Source organism: Thioclava indica (assembly GCF_000714545.1).
Classification (GTDB): Bacteria; Pseudomonadota; Alphaproteobacteria; order Rhodobacterales; family Rhodobacteraceae; genus Thioclava; species Thioclava indica.
Window position 1 is genome coordinate 363,262 of record NZ_AUNB01000001.1, and the last position, 16,165, is coordinate 379,426.

General features: G+C 60.6%; 19 protein-coding genes. 3 read left to right on the forward strand and 16 right to left on the reverse strand.

What is annotated here, in order from left to right; translation table 11 throughout:
• Window positions 1-43: 43 nt before the first annotated feature.
• The 5 genes from urtB to ureE all read right to left on the reverse strand — a co-directional run bounded on the left by urtB (window position 44) and on the right by ureE (window position 5,416).
• Entirely contained in the window at window positions 44-2,035 is a 1,992-nt protein-coding gene (gene urtB / locus DT23_RS01780) for an urea ABC transporter permease subunit UrtB (protein WP_038127494.1), read from the reverse strand.
• A 48-nt stretch (window positions 2,036-2,083) separates the two neighbouring features.
• Complete coding sequence (urtA, locus tag DT23_RS01785; RefSeq protein WP_205618203.1) at window positions 2,084-3,385, reverse strand: urea ABC transporter substrate-binding protein; 1,302 nt, start codon at window positions 3,383-3,385, stop codon at window positions 2,084-2,086.
• 248 nt (window positions 3,386-3,633) lie between these two features.
• Window positions 3,634-4,260: an urease accessory protein UreG gene (gene ureG / locus DT23_RS01795; protein ID WP_038127499.1), complete on the reverse strand. Its 627-nt coding sequence runs from the start codon at window positions 4,258-4,260 to the stop codon at window positions 3,634-3,636.
• Window positions 4,261-4,269: 9 nt separating this feature from the next.
• On the reverse strand, window positions 4,270-4,947 hold the full coding sequence (locus DT23_RS01800) for an urease accessory protein UreF (protein ID WP_240473518.1): 678 nt from the start codon (window positions 4,945-4,947) through the stop codon (window positions 4,270-4,272).
• Window positions 4,901-5,416 (reverse strand): urease accessory protein UreE, encoded by a 516-nt coding sequence (gene ureE, locus DT23_RS01805; RefSeq protein ID WP_038127505.1) that lies wholly within the window; start codon window positions 5,414-5,416, stop codon window positions 4,901-4,903. Before ureE ends, DT23_RS01800 begins: the two co-directional genes overlap by 47 nt.
• Before the next feature lie 71 nt (window positions 5,417-5,487).
• On the opposite strand from ureE, the gene DT23_RS01810 reads away from it, so the two are divergent.
• Window positions 5,488-5,835 carry a hypothetical protein gene (locus tag DT23_RS01810; RefSeq protein ID WP_038127508.1) on the forward strand — a complete coding sequence of 116 codons (348 nt, stop codon included), beginning with the start codon at window positions 5,488-5,490 and terminating at the stop codon, window positions 5,833-5,835.
• Between the two features lie 4 nt (window positions 5,836-5,839).
• Here DT23_RS01810 and ureC read toward each other — a convergent pair whose 3' ends face one another.
• The 7 genes from ureC to DT23_RS01845 form a co-directional block, all read right to left on the reverse strand.
• Window positions 5,840-7,546, reverse strand: coding sequence for an urease subunit alpha (gene ureC / locus DT23_RS01815; RefSeq protein WP_038127511.1), 1,707 nt, complete (start codon window positions 7,544-7,546; stop codon window positions 5,840-5,842).
• Complete coding sequence (locus DT23_RS01820) at window positions 7,546-7,851, reverse strand: urease subunit beta (protein WP_038127514.1); 306 nt, start codon at window positions 7,849-7,851, stop codon at window positions 7,546-7,548. The genes ureC and DT23_RS01820 overlap by 1 nt, the downstream gene beginning before the upstream one ends.
• A 4-nt stretch (window positions 7,852-7,855) precedes the next feature.
• A complete protein-coding gene (locus DT23_RS01825; RefSeq protein WP_038127518.1) occupies window positions 7,856-8,035 on the reverse strand; it encodes a hypothetical protein in 180 nt (59 codons plus the stop codon).
• A 59-nt stretch (window positions 8,036-8,094) separates the two neighbouring features.
• A complete protein-coding gene (locus DT23_RS01830; protein ID WP_038127521.1) occupies window positions 8,095-8,397 on the reverse strand; it encodes an urease subunit gamma in 303 nt (100 codons plus the stop codon).
• 9 nt (window positions 8,398-8,406) lie between these two features.
• Complete coding sequence (locus tag DT23_RS01835) at window positions 8,407-9,231, reverse strand: urease accessory protein UreD (RefSeq protein WP_051696968.1); 825 nt, start codon at window positions 9,229-9,231, stop codon at window positions 8,407-8,409.
• Between the two features lie 137 nt (window positions 9,232-9,368).
• A complete protein-coding gene (locus tag DT23_RS01840; RefSeq protein ID WP_038127523.1) occupies window positions 9,369-9,830 on the reverse strand; it encodes an Lrp/AsnC family transcriptional regulator in 462 nt (153 codons plus the stop codon).
• On the reverse strand, window positions 9,827-10,285 hold the full coding sequence (locus tag DT23_RS01845; protein ID WP_156023816.1) for an Lrp/AsnC family transcriptional regulator: 459 nt from the start codon (window positions 10,283-10,285) through the stop codon (window positions 9,827-9,829). The genes DT23_RS01840 and DT23_RS01845 overlap by 4 nt, the downstream gene beginning before the upstream one ends.
• Window positions 10,286-10,412: 127 nt before the next feature.
• Here DT23_RS01845 and ilvC point away from each other — a divergent pair, with 127 nt between their 5' ends.
• Window positions 10,413-11,435: a ketol-acid reductoisomerase gene (ilvC, locus tag DT23_RS01850; protein WP_038127525.1), complete on the forward strand. Its 1,023-nt coding sequence runs from the start codon at window positions 10,413-10,415 to the stop codon at window positions 11,433-11,435.
• A gap of 84 nt (window positions 11,436-11,519) precedes the next feature.
• Window positions 11,520-11,909 carry a hypothetical protein gene (locus tag DT23_RS01855; protein WP_038127526.1) on the forward strand — a complete coding sequence of 130 codons (390 nt, stop codon included), beginning with the start codon at window positions 11,520-11,522 and terminating at the stop codon, window positions 11,907-11,909.
• Between the two features lie 32 nt (window positions 11,910-11,941).
• Here DT23_RS01855 and glmM read toward each other — a convergent pair whose 3' ends face one another.
• From glmM to DT23_RS01875, 4 genes are all read right to left on the reverse strand, one after another.
• Entirely contained in the window at window positions 11,942-13,285 is a 1,344-nt protein-coding gene (gene glmM, locus DT23_RS01860) for a phosphoglucosamine mutase (RefSeq protein WP_038127529.1), read from the reverse strand.
• Window positions 13,282-14,313 carry a dihydropteroate synthase gene (gene folP, locus DT23_RS01865; RefSeq protein ID WP_038127774.1) on the reverse strand — a complete coding sequence of 344 codons (1,032 nt, stop codon included), beginning with the start codon at window positions 14,311-14,313 and terminating at the stop codon, window positions 13,282-13,284. Before folP ends, glmM begins: the two co-directional genes overlap by 4 nt.
• A 40-nt stretch (window positions 14,314-14,353) precedes the next feature.
• A complete protein-coding gene (locus tag DT23_RS01870; protein ID WP_038127780.1) occupies window positions 14,354-15,274 on the reverse strand; it encodes a dihydroneopterin aldolase in 921 nt (306 codons plus the stop codon).
• Between the two features lie 94 nt (window positions 15,275-15,368).
• Window positions 15,369-16,058 (reverse strand): cell wall hydrolase, encoded by a 690-nt coding sequence (locus tag DT23_RS01875; protein WP_038127530.1) that lies wholly within the window; start codon window positions 16,056-16,058, stop codon window positions 15,369-15,371.
• Between the last annotated feature and the right edge of the window lie 107 nt (window positions 16,059-16,165).

The window sequence follows — 16,165 nt, forward strand, 5'->3', positions numbered from 1 at the left end:
GGATATTTGGACCAAGAAGAAGGGTAAAACGGGTGTGCCATGCTCAATCCCCCGCCGCCCGGCCCTTAAGCGCGACGATGCCGCGCGGGCGGAATTGGATGAAGATGATGATGAACAAGATCATGTAGGTTTGCGCGGCCAGCGTGTTGGAAGGGTTGAGGAACTCGATCCCCTTTTGCAGCCCGCCGATCAGCGTCGCCCCAGCCAGCGTGCCAAAGATCGAGCCGACCCCGCCCACAACCACCGTCATGAAGCTTTGCACGATGTAGTCTTGCCCCATCTCGGATGTGACCTTGGCAAACAGCCCGATGGCAACACCCGCGATCCCCGCAATGCCTGAACCAAAGCCAAAGGCCAGCATGTTGATGCGATCCGGGTTGATCCCCATCGAGGCTGCCATCGAGGGGTTTTGCGTCACCGCGCGCACCTCAAGGCCCAGCCGCGTGCGTTTCATCACCCAGAGGTAAAGCGTCAAGAAAACAAGGGCGAGGACGAAGATCGCGATGCGAATATAGCTGATCGAGACAATATCGTTGATCTGCAGCGCCCCCTCCAGCCAAGGCGGCGAGGTCAGCGGGCGCGCCTGCGTGCCAAAGATATTCTTGAACAGCTGTTGCAGCGCAATCGAGATGCCAAATGTCGCGAGCAACGTCTCAAGCGGGCGCTTGTAGAGATAGCGGATCACCAGCCGCTCCATCGCCACCCCCGCGCCAAAGGTGATCGCGAAGGCCAGCGGCAGCGCGATCAGAATCGAGGCGGTGTAATCGGGCACGAATTGCTGGACCACATAGCCGGTATAGGCGCCCATCGTGATGAACTCGCCATGCGCCATGTTGATCACGCCCATGATGCCAAAGGTGATCGCCAACCCGATCGCCGCGAGGAAATAGATCGAGGCCAGCGACAGCCCATCCAGCCCCAGATCCACGCTTTGCATCATCGCCACCTTGCGGCTGACACGGGCCAGCCCGGCCTCGGCGGATTTGGTCACAGTGGCGTCAGGTTCGGCGTAGATATCGGCGTAGCTATGGGCGTCGATCAGGGCCTGCGCCTCGGTCTCGCTCAGGCGCGGCGTAACCGTTCCCGCCTTGGCCAGCGCGCTATAGGCCAGCGCGCGTTTGGCCGGATCTGACATGTCTGCCAAGGGCAGCCCGCCGACTTTTCCGTCCACCACATTGGCCGCCAGCGCCTGTTTCATCGCCGCTTCGCTGATGCGTTTCGGGGCCATGTTGGCCGCAACCAGAAGCGCGTAGGCGTCCGCCTCACTCAGTTCGCGAGCGGGGCGCAAGGTCTTGGCGATATTGCCTTGCGGTTCACCTTCAAAAGCTCTGCGAGTGGTCGCCACCAGCGGGTTCAAAGTCGCGCGCAGATCCAGCCCCGTATCAGATCCAAAGCTGTCGATGGCCGCCACACGCTCACCTGCATCCTTGCCAAAGCGGATCGTCAGTAACCGCTCAAGCCGCTGCTTTCCCGCTTTGATCTGGGCGTCCGGCTCCTGTGCAATCGAGGCGCGCAAGGGGGCCAAGTGGCTGGCCTCACCGTCGCGCTCAATCGCCGTCAGCGCCTCGCGTCGCTTGGCCGGATCTGGGTCGGACAGCAGGAACCGCACAAGCGCTGAACCAATCACCGCGCGCACGCCAGAATTGGGTTTAACCTCGGAAATCTCGCGCCGCGGAGCCGTGTCAGCCGGCGCGCCCGTCACCGGATCGCTCAGCGCATAGTCCTGCCCCTGTTCTGCGATGATAAACAGCGTGTCATCAGACTTGCGCAAACCAACGCGGCGATCCGCCCAAGCCTGCAAAAAGCGCGAGGCACCGGGGCCGGAGGCGGCGATCTCGTCGATCACCGGGCCGATGGTTCTGCGCGAGGGTTTGGCGATTTTCTTGACGTTCTCGGCCAACACCGCCGCCAGCGCGGTCGTCGGCTCCGCAGCCTGCCCAGCCGTTGCGGGGACCGTCTGCGAAGAACGCTCTTGCGCCACGCCCGGAAGCGCCAGCATCAAGAAAAGTCCGAGCGTCATTAATACCTTGCGCATCCCGCCCCCTTCGAAATTGGCGGGGGCATACCCCCCGCCCCAGGTCGATCAGTAGTTCGACTTCTTTTGCACGCAGGTCTTGGTTTCGATGTTGTACATCCCGCAATCGAGCCCCGGCCAATCCGATTTCAGCACCGCCGATTCGGGCAGGAAATCGGTCCAGGCATCGCCCGGCACCGGATCGGTCTGCGAGATGATGTCGAACTGGCCGTCCTCCATGATCTCGCCGATCAGCACCGGCTTGGTCAGGTGGTGGTTGGGCAGCATCTTGGCGGTGGTGCCCGTCAGGTTGGGGAACTCCTGCCCCGGCATCGCGGCGATGACCTTGTCGATATCGGTCGAGCCGACCTGCGTCACCGCGTTCACCCACATGTTGAAGCCGATATAAGTGGCCTCCATCGGGTCATTGGTCACGCGGGTATCGTCGCCCGTATAGGCATGCCATTGCTTGATAAACGCGGCATTTTCCGGCGTATCGGCGGATTCGAAATAGTTCCACGCGGCAAGCTGGCCGACGAGGTTCTTCAGATCGGCCTCGCCCAGCCCCGACAGCTCTTCTTCACCGACCGAGAAGGCGACGACCGGAATATCATCAGCCGAGATGCCCGAAGCCGCGAGTTCCTTATAGAATCCGATATTGGCATCGCCATTGATCGTCGAGATCACGCCGACTTTCTTGCCATCCGCGCCCAACGCCTTGACGTCAGACACAATTTTCGACCAGTCCGATTGCCCGAACGGCGTGTAGTTGACGAAAATATCACTCTCCGCGATGCCCTTGGATTTCAGATAGGCGTCCAGAATGTTGTTGGTCGTGCGCGGATAAACATAATCGGTGCCCAGCAGCGCGAATTTCTCAACGCCCAGTTCGTCTAGGAAATAATCCACCGCCGGGATCGCCTGCTGGTTCGGGGCGGCACCCGTGTAAAACACGTTGCGCGAGCTTTCCTCGCCCTCATATTGCACCGGGTAGAACAGCAAGCCGTCCAGCTCTTCGAGCACCGGCAGCACCGATTTCCGGCTCACCGAGGTCCAGCAGCCAAAGATCACATCGACCTTATCGACCGAGATCAACTCCCGCGCTTTTTCCGCAAATAGCGGCCAGTCCGAGGCCGGATCGACCACGACCGCCTCTAGCATCTTGCCGTTGATCCCGCCCTTTTTGTTTTGCTCTTCGATCAGCATCAGGACCGTGTCCTTGAGCGTGGTTTCCGAGATCGCCATCGTGCCCGACAGCGAGTGCAGAACGCCGACCTTGATCTTGTCGCCTTCGGCAATGGCGATGCTTCCCGTCATCGAAGCCGCGCCCGCAAAGGCCGCCGAGATCATCAGATTGCGCCGTGTAATCATGTGCTTTCCTTCGTTTCGTCAGCGCGCGTGGCCCGTTGAAACAGGCTCTTGTCGCGGCGGCTGATCCCCCTGGTTGGTGGCGTTGCGCAGAGCCTGTCTGCGCGCCCGGATCATCGAAGCCGCTACGCTGCAATGCAGCAAAGCAAACCGCTTCGGCGTGACCGGAAACACGCGCCAAAGACGGTTATGCTGAAATTTTCGACAGGAAAGATCGGCATTTGCACGTTTCTTATGCGCAAACTGCCGCCCTAAGCGGGAATCGTTTTCGGCACCAAGCCACCTTCGCGGATCAAGAAATCCACGATCTCCTCGACCCCATTCCCCTGACGCAGCCGCGCCAGCACATAGGGACGGCGACCGCGCGCCGCCTTGGTATCGCTCTCCAGCAGCGCCAGATCGACCCCGACATGCGGCGCAAGATCGGTCTTGTTCACCACCAGCAGGTCCGATTTCGTAACGCCCGGCCCGCGCTTGCGCGGAATATCCTGCCCCGCCGCCGTGTCGATCACATAGATCGTCAGATCTGCGAGTTCGGGGCTGAACGTGGCAGCCAGATTATCGCCCCCCGATTCAATCAGCACCAGTTCCAGATCGGGGAACGCCCGGTTGAGATCGGCAATCGCGGCGAGGTTGATCGAGGCATCCTCGCGGATCGCCGTATGCGGGCAGCCCCCGGTTTCAACGCCGCGAATGCGCTCCGCAGGCAGCACCTGCGCGCGCATCAACGCCTCGGCATCCTCGCGCGTATAGATGTCATTCGTCACCACCGCCATCGACAGCCGCGGCGCCAGCGCGCGGGCCAGTTGCTCGGTCAGCGTCGTCTTACCCACGCCCACCGGCCCGCCAATTCCTACCCGCAAAGGTCCGTTGCCCATAGCCTCACCTCATGTCTTGAACAGACGCACATCCAGCGTCTCATGTTGCATCGCCGCGATCTCGGCGCGAAACGCGCTGGTCGCGATATCGGTCGTTTTTGCTTGTGTCGCGCGCCGCGCAATTGCAGTGATCTGCCCATGCATCCCGGCAAGCACCCGCTGACCGGCAATTTGTCCTAAAGGGACAATTCTGACCGCCGCTGACACGAGGTTCGCCGCGAAAGAATGTAGAAAAAGTGCTATTATTTGATCTGGCAAAAGGGGCAATTCACGCGCCGCTTCCGCCACCGCGATAGGCAGAACACGCAACGAAACCGCCGCCCCGCGCAGCCCTTCTTGCGCCCGCGCAAAGGCCGCCCCCTGCTCCACCGTTTCATGCAACCGCTCAGCCGAGCCCGCCAGCGCACGCGCAAGATTATCCAGCGCGCCCAGATCCTCACCGCGCAAACCGCAGGCCAGCAACACCGCATCGCTCCAGCCAGCGCCATGCGTCAGCACATCGCCCAACCAATGCGCAAAACTGCCCGCATCCGTCACATCGCCCGCCGCAATCGCCTGCTCCAACCCGTGGCTATAGGCGAACGCCCCCGTCGGAAACCCCGGCGAAAGCCATTGCATCAGCGACAGATGAGCGGCGGTCTCAGGCATGATCGTGGTGATGCGATGCGTGACTATGGGAATGCCCATCGCCGTGATGATGGCTGTGGCCGTGCTCGTGGCCCATCGTGCGGCCCATTCCATAGGCGCCACCCTCGGGTTGGAAGGGCTCGACACCGGGGCTGACCTGCGCACCAAGCCCCTTGAGCATCCCCTCAAGCACATGATCCGCGCGGATCACCAACCTGTCCGTTCCAATCTGACAGGGCGTGTGGCGATTGCCGATATGCCAGGCCAACCGCGCCAGATCGCCCCGGATCACCAGCACCGGTTCCAGCGCAGGACGCACCTCAATAAACCGCCCATCTGCCAGCACAAACGCCTCGCCTCCGGTCAGATTCGCAACCTCGGGAAGATCAACCAAAAACCCCACCCCAGAGGCCGCAACCAACCGTTTTCGCCGCAAAAAACGCCCCTCATAATCCAGCGCCACATGATCGGCAGCACCCTGCCATGCACCCTTTTTGGCAATTTTTACAGCCGTCGGAAAATCACTCATTGCGCTATCTCCATTAACGATTTTTCAAGCTTCTACACGCAGGATCAGGGCAAGACCGATGGAGAGACAGAATGTTTGATCACCGCGCCCCTGCCGATGAACTCGCCCTGATCCGCGCCGAAATTGCGCGCCTCAAACGCCGTGAGGCTGCGCTGCGCGAGGCCTATCTGACCCGTGCCGACATGCCCAAAATTGGCCGTTGGAACAAGGTCGAGATCCATACAGAACGCCACACCGTCTTTGATCCGCGCCTGCTGCCCGCCGCCATCCGCAACGACCCCGCCTATCAGCGCGATAAGGTGATGCGCGTGTTGCGCACCGCGCCCAATGACCGCGCCGCAAAACGCTTGCCCGACATCACCGCCCCGGCTCACACCCAAAGGGCTGCGCCTCTTACTCTGGTCTCGCAAATGCATTGACCCCTCAGAACAGAAAGTAACGCTGTGCCAGCGGCAAGGTCGTCGCGGGCTCGCATGTCAGCAATTCGCCATCTGCACGCACCTCATAGGTTTCGGGATGCACATCGATTTGGGGTGTGGCCGCATTGTGCACCATATCCGCCTTGCCAATCTTGCGGGTATGTTCCACCGCCAGCGTCGATTTCTGCAAGCCCAACGCCCCCGCAATGCCATTGGCCTGCGCGGCTTGGGACACGAACGTCACGCTTGAGGCATGACGCGCGCCGCCCAAGGCCCCAAACATATTGCGCGTGTAAAACGGTTGCGCCGGGATCGAGCCATTCGGATCCCCCATCTGGGCCGAAACGATCATCCCGCCAATCAGCACCATCTCGGGCTTGGCGGCAAAAAACGCCGGATTCCAAAGCACCAGATCCGCGCGTTTACCAACCTCGATAGACCCGATATGGCGGCTCATCCCATGACATATCGCCGGATTGATCGTATATTTCGCGATATAGCGTTTGACGCGCGCATTGTCGTTTTCGCCCTGCTCTTGGGGTAAACGCCCGCGCTGTTTGCGCATCTTATCTGCCGTTTGCCAGCATCGGATGATCACCTCACCGACCCGCCCCATCGCCTGAGAATCCGAACTGATGATCGACATCGCGCCCATGTCATGCAGGATATCTTCCGCCGCGATCGTCTCTTTGCGAATGCGGCTTTCGGCGAATGCCACATCCTCGGGCACCTTATTATCAAGGTGATGGCAGACCATCAGCATGTCGAGATGCTCTTCCACCGTATTGGCCGTGTAGGGCCGCGTCGGGTTGGTCGAGGACGGGATCACATTGGGCGAACTCACCACTTTCAAGATGTCCGGCGCATGCCCGCCCCCCGCACCCTCGGTGTGAAACGCGTGAATCGTGCGTCCCTTGATCGCCGCAAGCGTGTTTTCCACGAAGCCGCTTTCGTTGAGCGTATCCGTGTGAATCATCACCTGCACATCCATGTCATCAGCTACGGACAGGCAGCAATCAATCGCACCCGGCGTCGTGCCCCAATCCTCATGCAGCTTCAACGCGGCCGCGCCACCATTCACCATCTCAACCAGCGCCTCGGGACGTGACGCATTCCCCTTCCCCGACAGTGCCAGATTGACCGGCAACGCATCAAAGCTTTGCAGCATCCGCCCGATATGATACGGCCCCGGCGTGCAGGTGGTCGCCAAAGTGCCATGCGCAGGGCCTGTGCCCCCGCCCAGCATCGTCGTGATCCCAGAGGCCAGCGCATCTTCAATCTGTTGTGGGCAGATGAAATGGATATGCGCATCAAAGCCCCCCGCGGTCAGGATTTTTCCTTCTCCCGCAATGGCTTCGGTGCCCGGTCCGATGATTATATCAACGCCCGATTGCGTATCCGGGTTGCCCGCCTTGCCAATCGCCGCGATCATCCCGTCGCGCAGCCCCACGTCAGCCTTGTAAATCCCGGTATGATCCACGATCAGCGCGTTGGTAATCACGGTATCCACCGCGCCGCCCGCCCGCGAGATCTGGCTTTGTCCCATCCCGTCACGAATGACCTTGCCGCCGCCGAACTTCACCTCTTCACCGTAAGTCGTGAGATCGCGCTCGACCTCAATGATCAGATCGGTATCGGCCAGCCGCACCCGGTCGCCCGTCGTGGGGCCAAACATATCGGCATAGGTCGCGCGCGAAATCGTTGCAGCCATTACAGCGTTCCCATCACTTTCTGATTAAAACCATAGACTTGCCGAGCGCCACCAAAGGGAACAAGCCGCACCTCGCGCGATTGCCCCGGCTCAAACCGCACCGCTGTTCCGGCTGCAATATCAAGCCGATAGCCACGCGCTGCGGTTCGATCAAAGGCAAGGCCGGGATTGGTTTCGGCGAAATGATAATGGCTGCCGACCTGCACCGGCCGGTCGCCAGTGTTCGCCACCATTAGCGTAAGCACCTCGGCCCCTGCGTTCAGCGTGATCTCGCCAGCGGCGGGCAGTATTTCCCCCGGAATCATCGCCTTACCCCTGATTGCGGCGCAATATCCGCGCCAGTTCAGGGACAAGATAGACGGCAAGCGCCAGCATCAGCACGCCGATCAAAGGGCCGTCGTGAAAGAACCATGTCGTGCCCGCGCTATGGCCGGGATGGGCCAGCGCGGCGGTCGGCGCGAGAGCGGTTAGGGTTGCGAGTAGCTTCATCAGAGGGTCTTTCTTTAGCAGAGCTTAATTTGAGGGCTTATGATTAAGCCACGCTTATCTCAGCGGATCGGATGGTGGACGGTCACAAGTTTTGTGCCATCGGGAAAGGTTGCCTCGACCTGGATCGAATGGATCATCTCGGGGATGCCTGACATGCATTGCTCGGCCGTGATCACGCCCGCTCCTGCCTCCATCAGATCAGCGACCGTGCGGCCCTCACGCGCGCCCTCGACGACAAAATCACTAATGATCGCAATCGCTTCGGGATGGTTCAGTTTCACCCCGCGCGCGAGCCGCCCACGCGCGACCATCGCGGCGAGGCTGATCAAAAGCTTGTCTTTTTCTCTTGGTGTCAGGTTCATCGACTTCCCTTAAATCTGCCAAACGCGCGGCGCGGCCTGCCCGCGACGCAAGCATTCCATCAAACGCAAAATCTGGCGGCGCAGCGGCCAGCTTTCGCGCGCCAAAAGGCGAATGACGCATCTTCCGTCAAAGCCAGAAACGGCACCCTCAACTCCCGGCTCATTCAGGACAGCACGCGCGGCTTCGGCCGCATCCTGGGCATCCTGCGTGCATAAAACCAAACTCGCCATCGCGCGCGCATCGCCTAAAATCGCCGAGCGCGCGCCTTGCGCCAAAATGTCGGAATTGAGCAAGAACGGTTCGACAAATATGGGTTTTCCAGCCCTCTCGATCCATCGCATGTCGAAAAACTGCAAGTCGGTTACGCGTTCACCCATCGCGATTCGACCCAAGACAACGGCCTCAAGCATCAGGCATCCTGCGTCTGGTGCCAGTTCGATCACCGTTTCGCGTGCGAGCTTGGCGCGCTCAAACAGGATCGTTTCTTGGGGCAGCCAATCAAGCCAGCAGCCTGCGCCAACGCGATGGCGCACTTGCACCTCGGCGCGTCCTTCATTGGCGCGATACGCACGTTCGGCGGCTTGAGTGGTTGCCACGAGCCGCGCCCCGTCACGCAAATCACAACCATATTCCAGCGTGTCACCAGACGTTAAACCACCGGAGGTATTAAGAAAAACGACCTCCGGTCCGGTTGTTACCCGTGGCAAGATCGCCTTGGCTGATCCGCGCTGATGCAAATTGCGCAAGCGCGTTCCGGCAAATGCAACGCGCGCCGCGCCGCTTGAGCGCTGCATCACTGGTTCTCGGAAACTGGCGGCTTTGACATCTAACATTGGACCCTCTCCCGCGATCCAAGCGCTGCGGTTAGGGAAGGTCCATTCTTGCTAGATTGATCTCGCGAATAAGCGGGGCCGCAATGGCCGTATGGCCAAAAAATAAGCGCGACGCCCATTTTTAGGGCACCCCGAAATCACCCCAAAGGACCGGGACGCCGCTCTTCGCTGAGCAGCACGTTCGCTTCGACCTGCCCAACGCCGGGAAGTGTCATAATGCGGCGCCGCAAGACACGCTCAAAATCTGGTAGATCGCGCGCCGTCACCCGCAAGCGGTAGTCAAACAACCCCAAGACGTGCTGCACCACTTGCACCTCGGGGATCGCGGTCACGGCGCGCTCAAAATCATCAAGGCTAACGCGACCTTTCGCAGCCAGCTTGATGCCCAGAAACACGGTCACACCAAATCCAAGCGCGTCCTGATCAAGATCCACGCGCCGACCGGCCAACACGCCCGCCGTCTCAAGGCGCTTAATTCGCCGCCAAGTCGCGGGTTGCGACAGGCCCAAACGCCGCCCCAATGCACCCGCACTTTGCGTGGCATCTTGTGTCAGCGCGCGCAAAATGGCGCGATCCAGATCATCGAGATCAAGGCTCATAGCGCCAGTTCCGCGCTGGATTTAATCGTTGAAACCAACATCAATGCGTCGAGTTCCGCGATATGGGGCAAGGTCAAAATGCGCTTGCGATAGATCTGCTGGTAATGCGCCATGTCGCGCGCAATGATTTGTAAACGCATGTCAGTTGAGCCAAGAAAGCTTTGAATTTCAATGACCTCTGGAACCTCTCGCGCGGCAACGGTGAACTCATCGAAAGCGCGCGGATCGGTTTTGTCGAGGGTGAAGCGCAGGCTCACCTCAACCTCCCAGCCCAAAGCATGCCAGTTGATCACCGCATGCTCCCCGCGCAAAACGCCAGCCTCTCGCAAGCGCTCGATCCGGCGCCAGCAGGTCGCGGCCGTGACACCGGCGCGCTCGGCGAGATCGGCGACCGATAGGCCCGGCTCTGCCATCATCTGACGTAGGATTCGTCGGTCGGCATCCGTGATCTGCATGAATTTCTCATTTAATCAATTTGGTACGAATTATTTTTGCCAAATTCCAGATATTTTGTCAATTTTCGAAAGTATATTCCGCAGAATATGCCTATTGTCGCCTTCAGACATCAACGGAGGAAACGCCATGCGCGTCTATTACGATCGCGATTGCGATGTGAACCTGATCAAAGACAAGAAAGTCGCCATTCTGGGCTATGGCAGCCAGGGCCATGCCCATGCGCTGAACCTGCGCGACAGTGGTGCGAAGAATGTTGTCGTCGCGCTGCGCGAAGGCTCGGCCTCGGCCAAGAAATGCGAAGGCGAAGGCCTGACCGTGATGGGTATCGCCGAAGCCGCCGCCTGGTGTGACGTGATCATGTTCACCATGCCCGACGAATTGCAGGCCGAAACCTACAAAAAATACGTCCATGACAACCTTAAAGAGGGCTCGGCGATTGCCTTTGCCCACGGTCTGAACGTGCATTTTGGCCTGATCGAGCCCAAGCCGGGCATCGACGTAATCATGATGGCGCCCAAAGGTCCGGGCCACACGGTGCGCGGCGAATATGTCAAAGGCGGCGGCGTGCCCTGCCTTGTGGCGGTGGAAAATGACGCGACCGGCAAGGCGATGGATATCGGTCTGAGCTATTGCTCGGCGATCGGTGGCGGGCGCTCGGGCATCATCGAGACCAACTTCCGTCAGGAATGCGAAACCGACCTGTTCGGCGAGCAGGCCGTGCTGTGTGGCGGCTTGGTTGAACTGATCCGCATGGGCTTTGAGACGCTGGTCGAGGCCGGATATGAGCCCGAAATGGCCTATTTCGAGTGCCTTCACGAAGTGAAGCTGATCGTGGACCTGATCTACGAAGGCGGCATCGCGAACATGAACTACTCGATCTCTAACACCGCTGAATATGGTGAATATGTTTCGGGCCCGCGCGTTCTGCCTTATGCAGAGACCAAGGCACGGATGAAAGAGGTTCTGACCGACATCCAAAACGGTAAATTCGTGCGTGATTTCATGCAGGAAAACACCGTCGGCCAGCCCTTCTTCAAGGCGACCCGCCGGATCAACGACGAGCACGAGATCGAGCAAGTCGGTGCCAAGCTGCGCGCCATGATGCCCTGGATTTCCAAAGGCAAAATGGTTGATAAAGAGCGCAACTAAGGCGCGACGACATGCATCAGGGGGGGCGCCTTGCGGGGCGCCCTTTTTGTTGTCAGACTCATCGGTGAACCTAGCGGAGGCCTTATGGCAAACCTGTCCAAATCCGAGCTGGACGCGATCCATGCCGAACGCACGAAATTCTTTACGCCCCAATGGTTTGGCGACCTGTTCTCGGGGCGTTTGTCGCCCGGTGACACGTTCTGGATTGGCAATTACGGGCCCGCGCTGATCATCGTGCCGCTTTTGGTGATCGTTGCGTTATTCACGGCGATGGCGGTACCGGGGCATCTGGGGCCGCTTTTCGGATCGTTTGCAATTGGCGCAGGGCTGTATCGCCTTGCGGTCTTAGCCGGATTGGTGCGCAGCGTTTTAGGCACGCCGGGGCGCAAATTCTGGCGTTGGGTCGGGGTGTTCTGGACGGTGTTCGAGGCCGTGATGCTGATCTGGCTGGGTCTGCGTCTGTTTGCTGGCTAAGGCGATTGGGGGCGCGGCAGCCGCGCCTCCCCTTACGCGGTTTCTGCCTCGACAGCGGCAACGATAGAGTCGACCGCCTCGGCCAAAACGCCTTCATCCTCGCATTCCGCCATGACACGGATCAGCGGCTCTGTGCCCGATTTCCGGATCAGCAAACGGCCATGACCGGCCAGTTTCTGCTCTGCTGCGGCTATCACTTTTTCAACATTCGATGCACCGAGTGGCTCTTGCCCCGCACGATAGCGCACATTTTTCAACATTTGCGGCACGGTTTCGAACTGATGCACCAGTTCAGAGGCGCGCATCTCGGTTTCCGCCATCGCGGCCAGGAATTGCAGCCCCGCCATCAAGCCGTCGCCGGTTGTGGCGTAATCGGTCATCACGATATGGCCCGACTGCTCGCCGCCCAAGTTGAAGCCGCCAGCGCGCATCCGTTCAACCACGTAGCGGTCGCCGACTTTGGTGCGTTCCAGCCGCAATCCTTGCCCCGACAAGAATCGCTCCAGCCCGAGATTGGACATCACGGTCGCCACCAAAGCCCCGCCGCGCAACTGCCCGCTTTGCGCCCAACGCGCGGCGAACAGCGCCATGATCTGATCGCCATCCGCGACATGGCCAGTCTCATCAATGATCATCACCCGGTCCGCGTCACCATCCAGCGAAATGCCCAGATCAGCGCCGTGGGCCACCACCGCCTCGGCGCAGGTCTGGGTGTGGGTCGAGCCGCAATTCTCGTTGATATTGCGCCCATCCGGAGAGACGCCAATCGAGATCACGTCACAGCCCAGCTCCCACAGCACGGCGGGGGCGGCGCGATAGGCGGCGCCATTGGCGCAATCGACGACCACTTTCAGCCCCTGACGCCCACCCTTGGGAAAGGTCGTCTTGGCATATTCAACATAGCGGCCAAGCCCGTCATCAATGCGCTTGGCACGGCCGATATTTTCGGGCTGCGCAAGGCGGATTTCCTGATCCAGCATCGCCTCGATTTCGGCCTCAGCATCATCCGACAGCTTAAACCCATCTGGCCCGAAGAATTTGATTCCATTGTCTTTTGCAGGGTTGTGGCTGGCCGATATCATGATCCCGAGATCGGCGCGCATCGAGCGCGTCAGATAGCCCACGGCGGGCGTGGGCACCGGGCCGAGCAGCAGCACATTCATCCCCGTCGAGGTCAGCCCCGCCGTCAGCGCGTTCTCAAACATATAGCCCGAAAGGCGCGTATCCTTGCCGATGACAACGCGATGCCCGCGCGAGGCATCGCGGCGGAAATACCGCCCCGCCGCCGCACCCAGTTTGAGCGCCATCTCAGCCGTCATATGGCCCGAATTGGCCTGACCGCGCACCCCGTCGGTGCCAAAAAGCTTCCGGCTCATCGCCCGCCCTCCTCAGAATATCCTCGTGTAATCGCGTCCCAAAGCCGGACGCCTTGGGCGATCTCGGCGACGTCATGGACGCGGTGGATCTGCACGCCCTGTGCCAAGCCTGCCAAGGTCACCGCAAGCGTGCCAGGCATGCGTTGATCGGCCTCTTCCGTCTGAGAAATCGTGCCGATAAAGCGCTTGCGCGACGCGCCAAGCAGCAGCGAACAGCCAAGCCCGTGAAACAGGCTTAAGCCGCGGATCAGTGCCAGATTGTGCTGCAACGTCTTGCCAAATCCGATGCCGGGATCGGCGATGATATTGGCGCGCTCGATGCCATGCGCCTCAGCCAATGCGATGCGGTCTTCAAGATAATCATACACATCAAGCAGCACGTCAGAGTAGCGCGGATCGTCTTGCATATCCCCGGGCAGACCTTGGGCATGCATCAGGCAAATCGGCATGCCAGAGACCTGCGCCACCTCGACCATCGCGGGATCAAACTCCATTGCCGACACATCGTTGAGCATATCCGCGCCCGATTCCAGCGCCTGATCGGCGACCAGCGCCTTGCGCGTATCAATCGAGATCGGCGCGTCAAAATCAATCTGGCGCAAGGCGGCGATCACCGGAGCGGTGCGCGAAATCTCTTCGTCTTCAGGGACTTCCTCGGCACCCGGGCGTGTTGATTCGCCCCCGATATCAAGGATATCCGCCCCGTTCTGGCGCAATTCCAAAGCGCGTGCGACGGCGGCATCCTCAAGGTCGAACTGCCCGCCATCGGAAAAACTGTCGGGCGTGACGTTCAAGATTCCCATGATCCGGGGCGCATCCAACGCCAACCCGGCAAGGGGCGCGCGTGCAGAGCACAGGCGGATCATCACATCTTCAGGCAGATGCGTGGCAGGGATGATTTCAGGATCGGCGTCACGCCGGATCATCTCGACCTCGTCAAACCAGCACCAGCCACCGGCCAATGTCAGGGCGCTGTCGGGACGCGCGGTATCGGTGCGCGCAATCGCGCGATAATAGGTCTTTTCCATGCGCTCCATTCACCGCATCGGCGCGCGGAGTTCAAGCGTTTCAAAGCGGCTTTGTCGTGATCGGCACGCGGCTTCCTGCCGGAGCTGAAATATCTCCGTGAAGCTCAAGGCGCGCGGCGGCCAGATGTTCGGCCAGCCACAGCGTCAGCGCCACGGCATTATGGGCCGGCGCGCTGGGGCCATCGACCGCATCAAGCACGATTTTCGAGGGCGCCCAGACCACCATCTGCCCGTGGCGCATCGCCCAGTCGATTTCAGTGCGCGTGGCCACCACGACGCAGCGCGGATCGCGCGCCGCCAAGCGCCAAGCGTTTTGTTCAATCGCGAGCAGGTCGATGCGGCGCTGGGTCGGCCCCTGCCCGCTTTGCACGACGACCCCGTCCGGCATGCCCACGGCCAAAATCACCGGCGCGCCCGTGGCTTGCAACGCATCGAGACGCGCGGCGAGACCCGGGGCATCAATCGCGGCGTTGGAGAGATAGGCGACAACCGGGTGCAGCGCCTCTTCTCCGCCATCGGCGCGCAGATTTTTCGTCGGGGCCGCCGCGCGTGAGCGCACGATTTCCACGCCCAAAGCGCCGGGCCCCCGGTCGAGTTTCTCGATCCGCACGAAGACCCGCATCGCTTGCGGGGCGGCCAGAACACGTTCAGCCACACGCGCGGCCAGCGTTTCCAGCAGGTTCACGCGCTCTTCGGCCAACTCGGCGGCGATGGCCTCGGTGATGCGGTCATAGGACAGGATGCGATCGACATCGTCTTCCAGCGGGTCGGGCAGTTGGCGCACCTCGACCACGACGTTGAATTGCAAACGCTGGGAATGGCCGCGCTCTTGCTGGAAGGCGCCGATATCGGCCTCAACCACATGATCGCGCAGCGAAATTCGATCCCGCGGATCGGTGGGGGCAGACGCCGCCGCGCGCGCCTCGGGATGGGCGAACGCCAATGTGATGTCGGAACTCAAGGCCGCCTCCGGATGTTGCGCAGTTCTGGCGAGCATAGAAAAAGGGCGGGACAAAGCCCACCCTCATCCGTCAGTTCATGTGCGATCCGCGACCTTAATTCGAGGCGGTGCGGATCGGATCAGCGTAAAACAGGTGATGCCCGATGGCCGCCGTCTTATCAAACACACGCGACCAGCGGGGATAGCTGTTGCGGGTGTGGAAATAGGTCGCCCCGTCGGTCAGGCTGCGCGGTGCGCCGTCGATCATCGCACGCGCCACCTTGCCGACGCGCGCAAACGCGCTGGAATTGTGCACCGCATCGGCGCGCCCATCGCAATACCAGCTAAACTGGCAGCCGCGCGAATTGGACTGATGCACGACACCGCAGATCGAGCCGGGGAAGCGCGGATCATCGACCCGGTTCAAGATCACTTCGGCAACCGCCTGCTGACCTTTGACACCTTCACCGCGTGCCTCAAAATACAGCGCCTTGGAGAGACATTCGAATTGCTTGCCCCCCGAGGCTTTGGGTTGCTGCGCCAGCCAGCTGGCCGACAACACGCCGGGCAAAGCCCCTTTGCGCGCAACCGTTTTGGAATGGGCGGGCGCCATCGTCAGCGCGGTCACCCGACGCTTGTCGATCGCGCTCATCGCCGAGCGTTCCTGCCACAGGACAGACATGAGGCCTTGTTCGGCCACTTCGGACGGATCATTGGACTGGCTCACCGTTACTTCGGCACGCAAGCCTCCGGCGAGGGCCAGGAGGACAATCGCGCCCCCCGTCCAGCTTTTCAGCACTGACATGGTTTTCTTCCGATAAGGACAATCGCCACATCCCCCCAGAGGCGTGACCGCGCTCAGATAACGCCAATGTCAGAAAAAGTCCATAACATGCCGCACCGCAGCGCAAA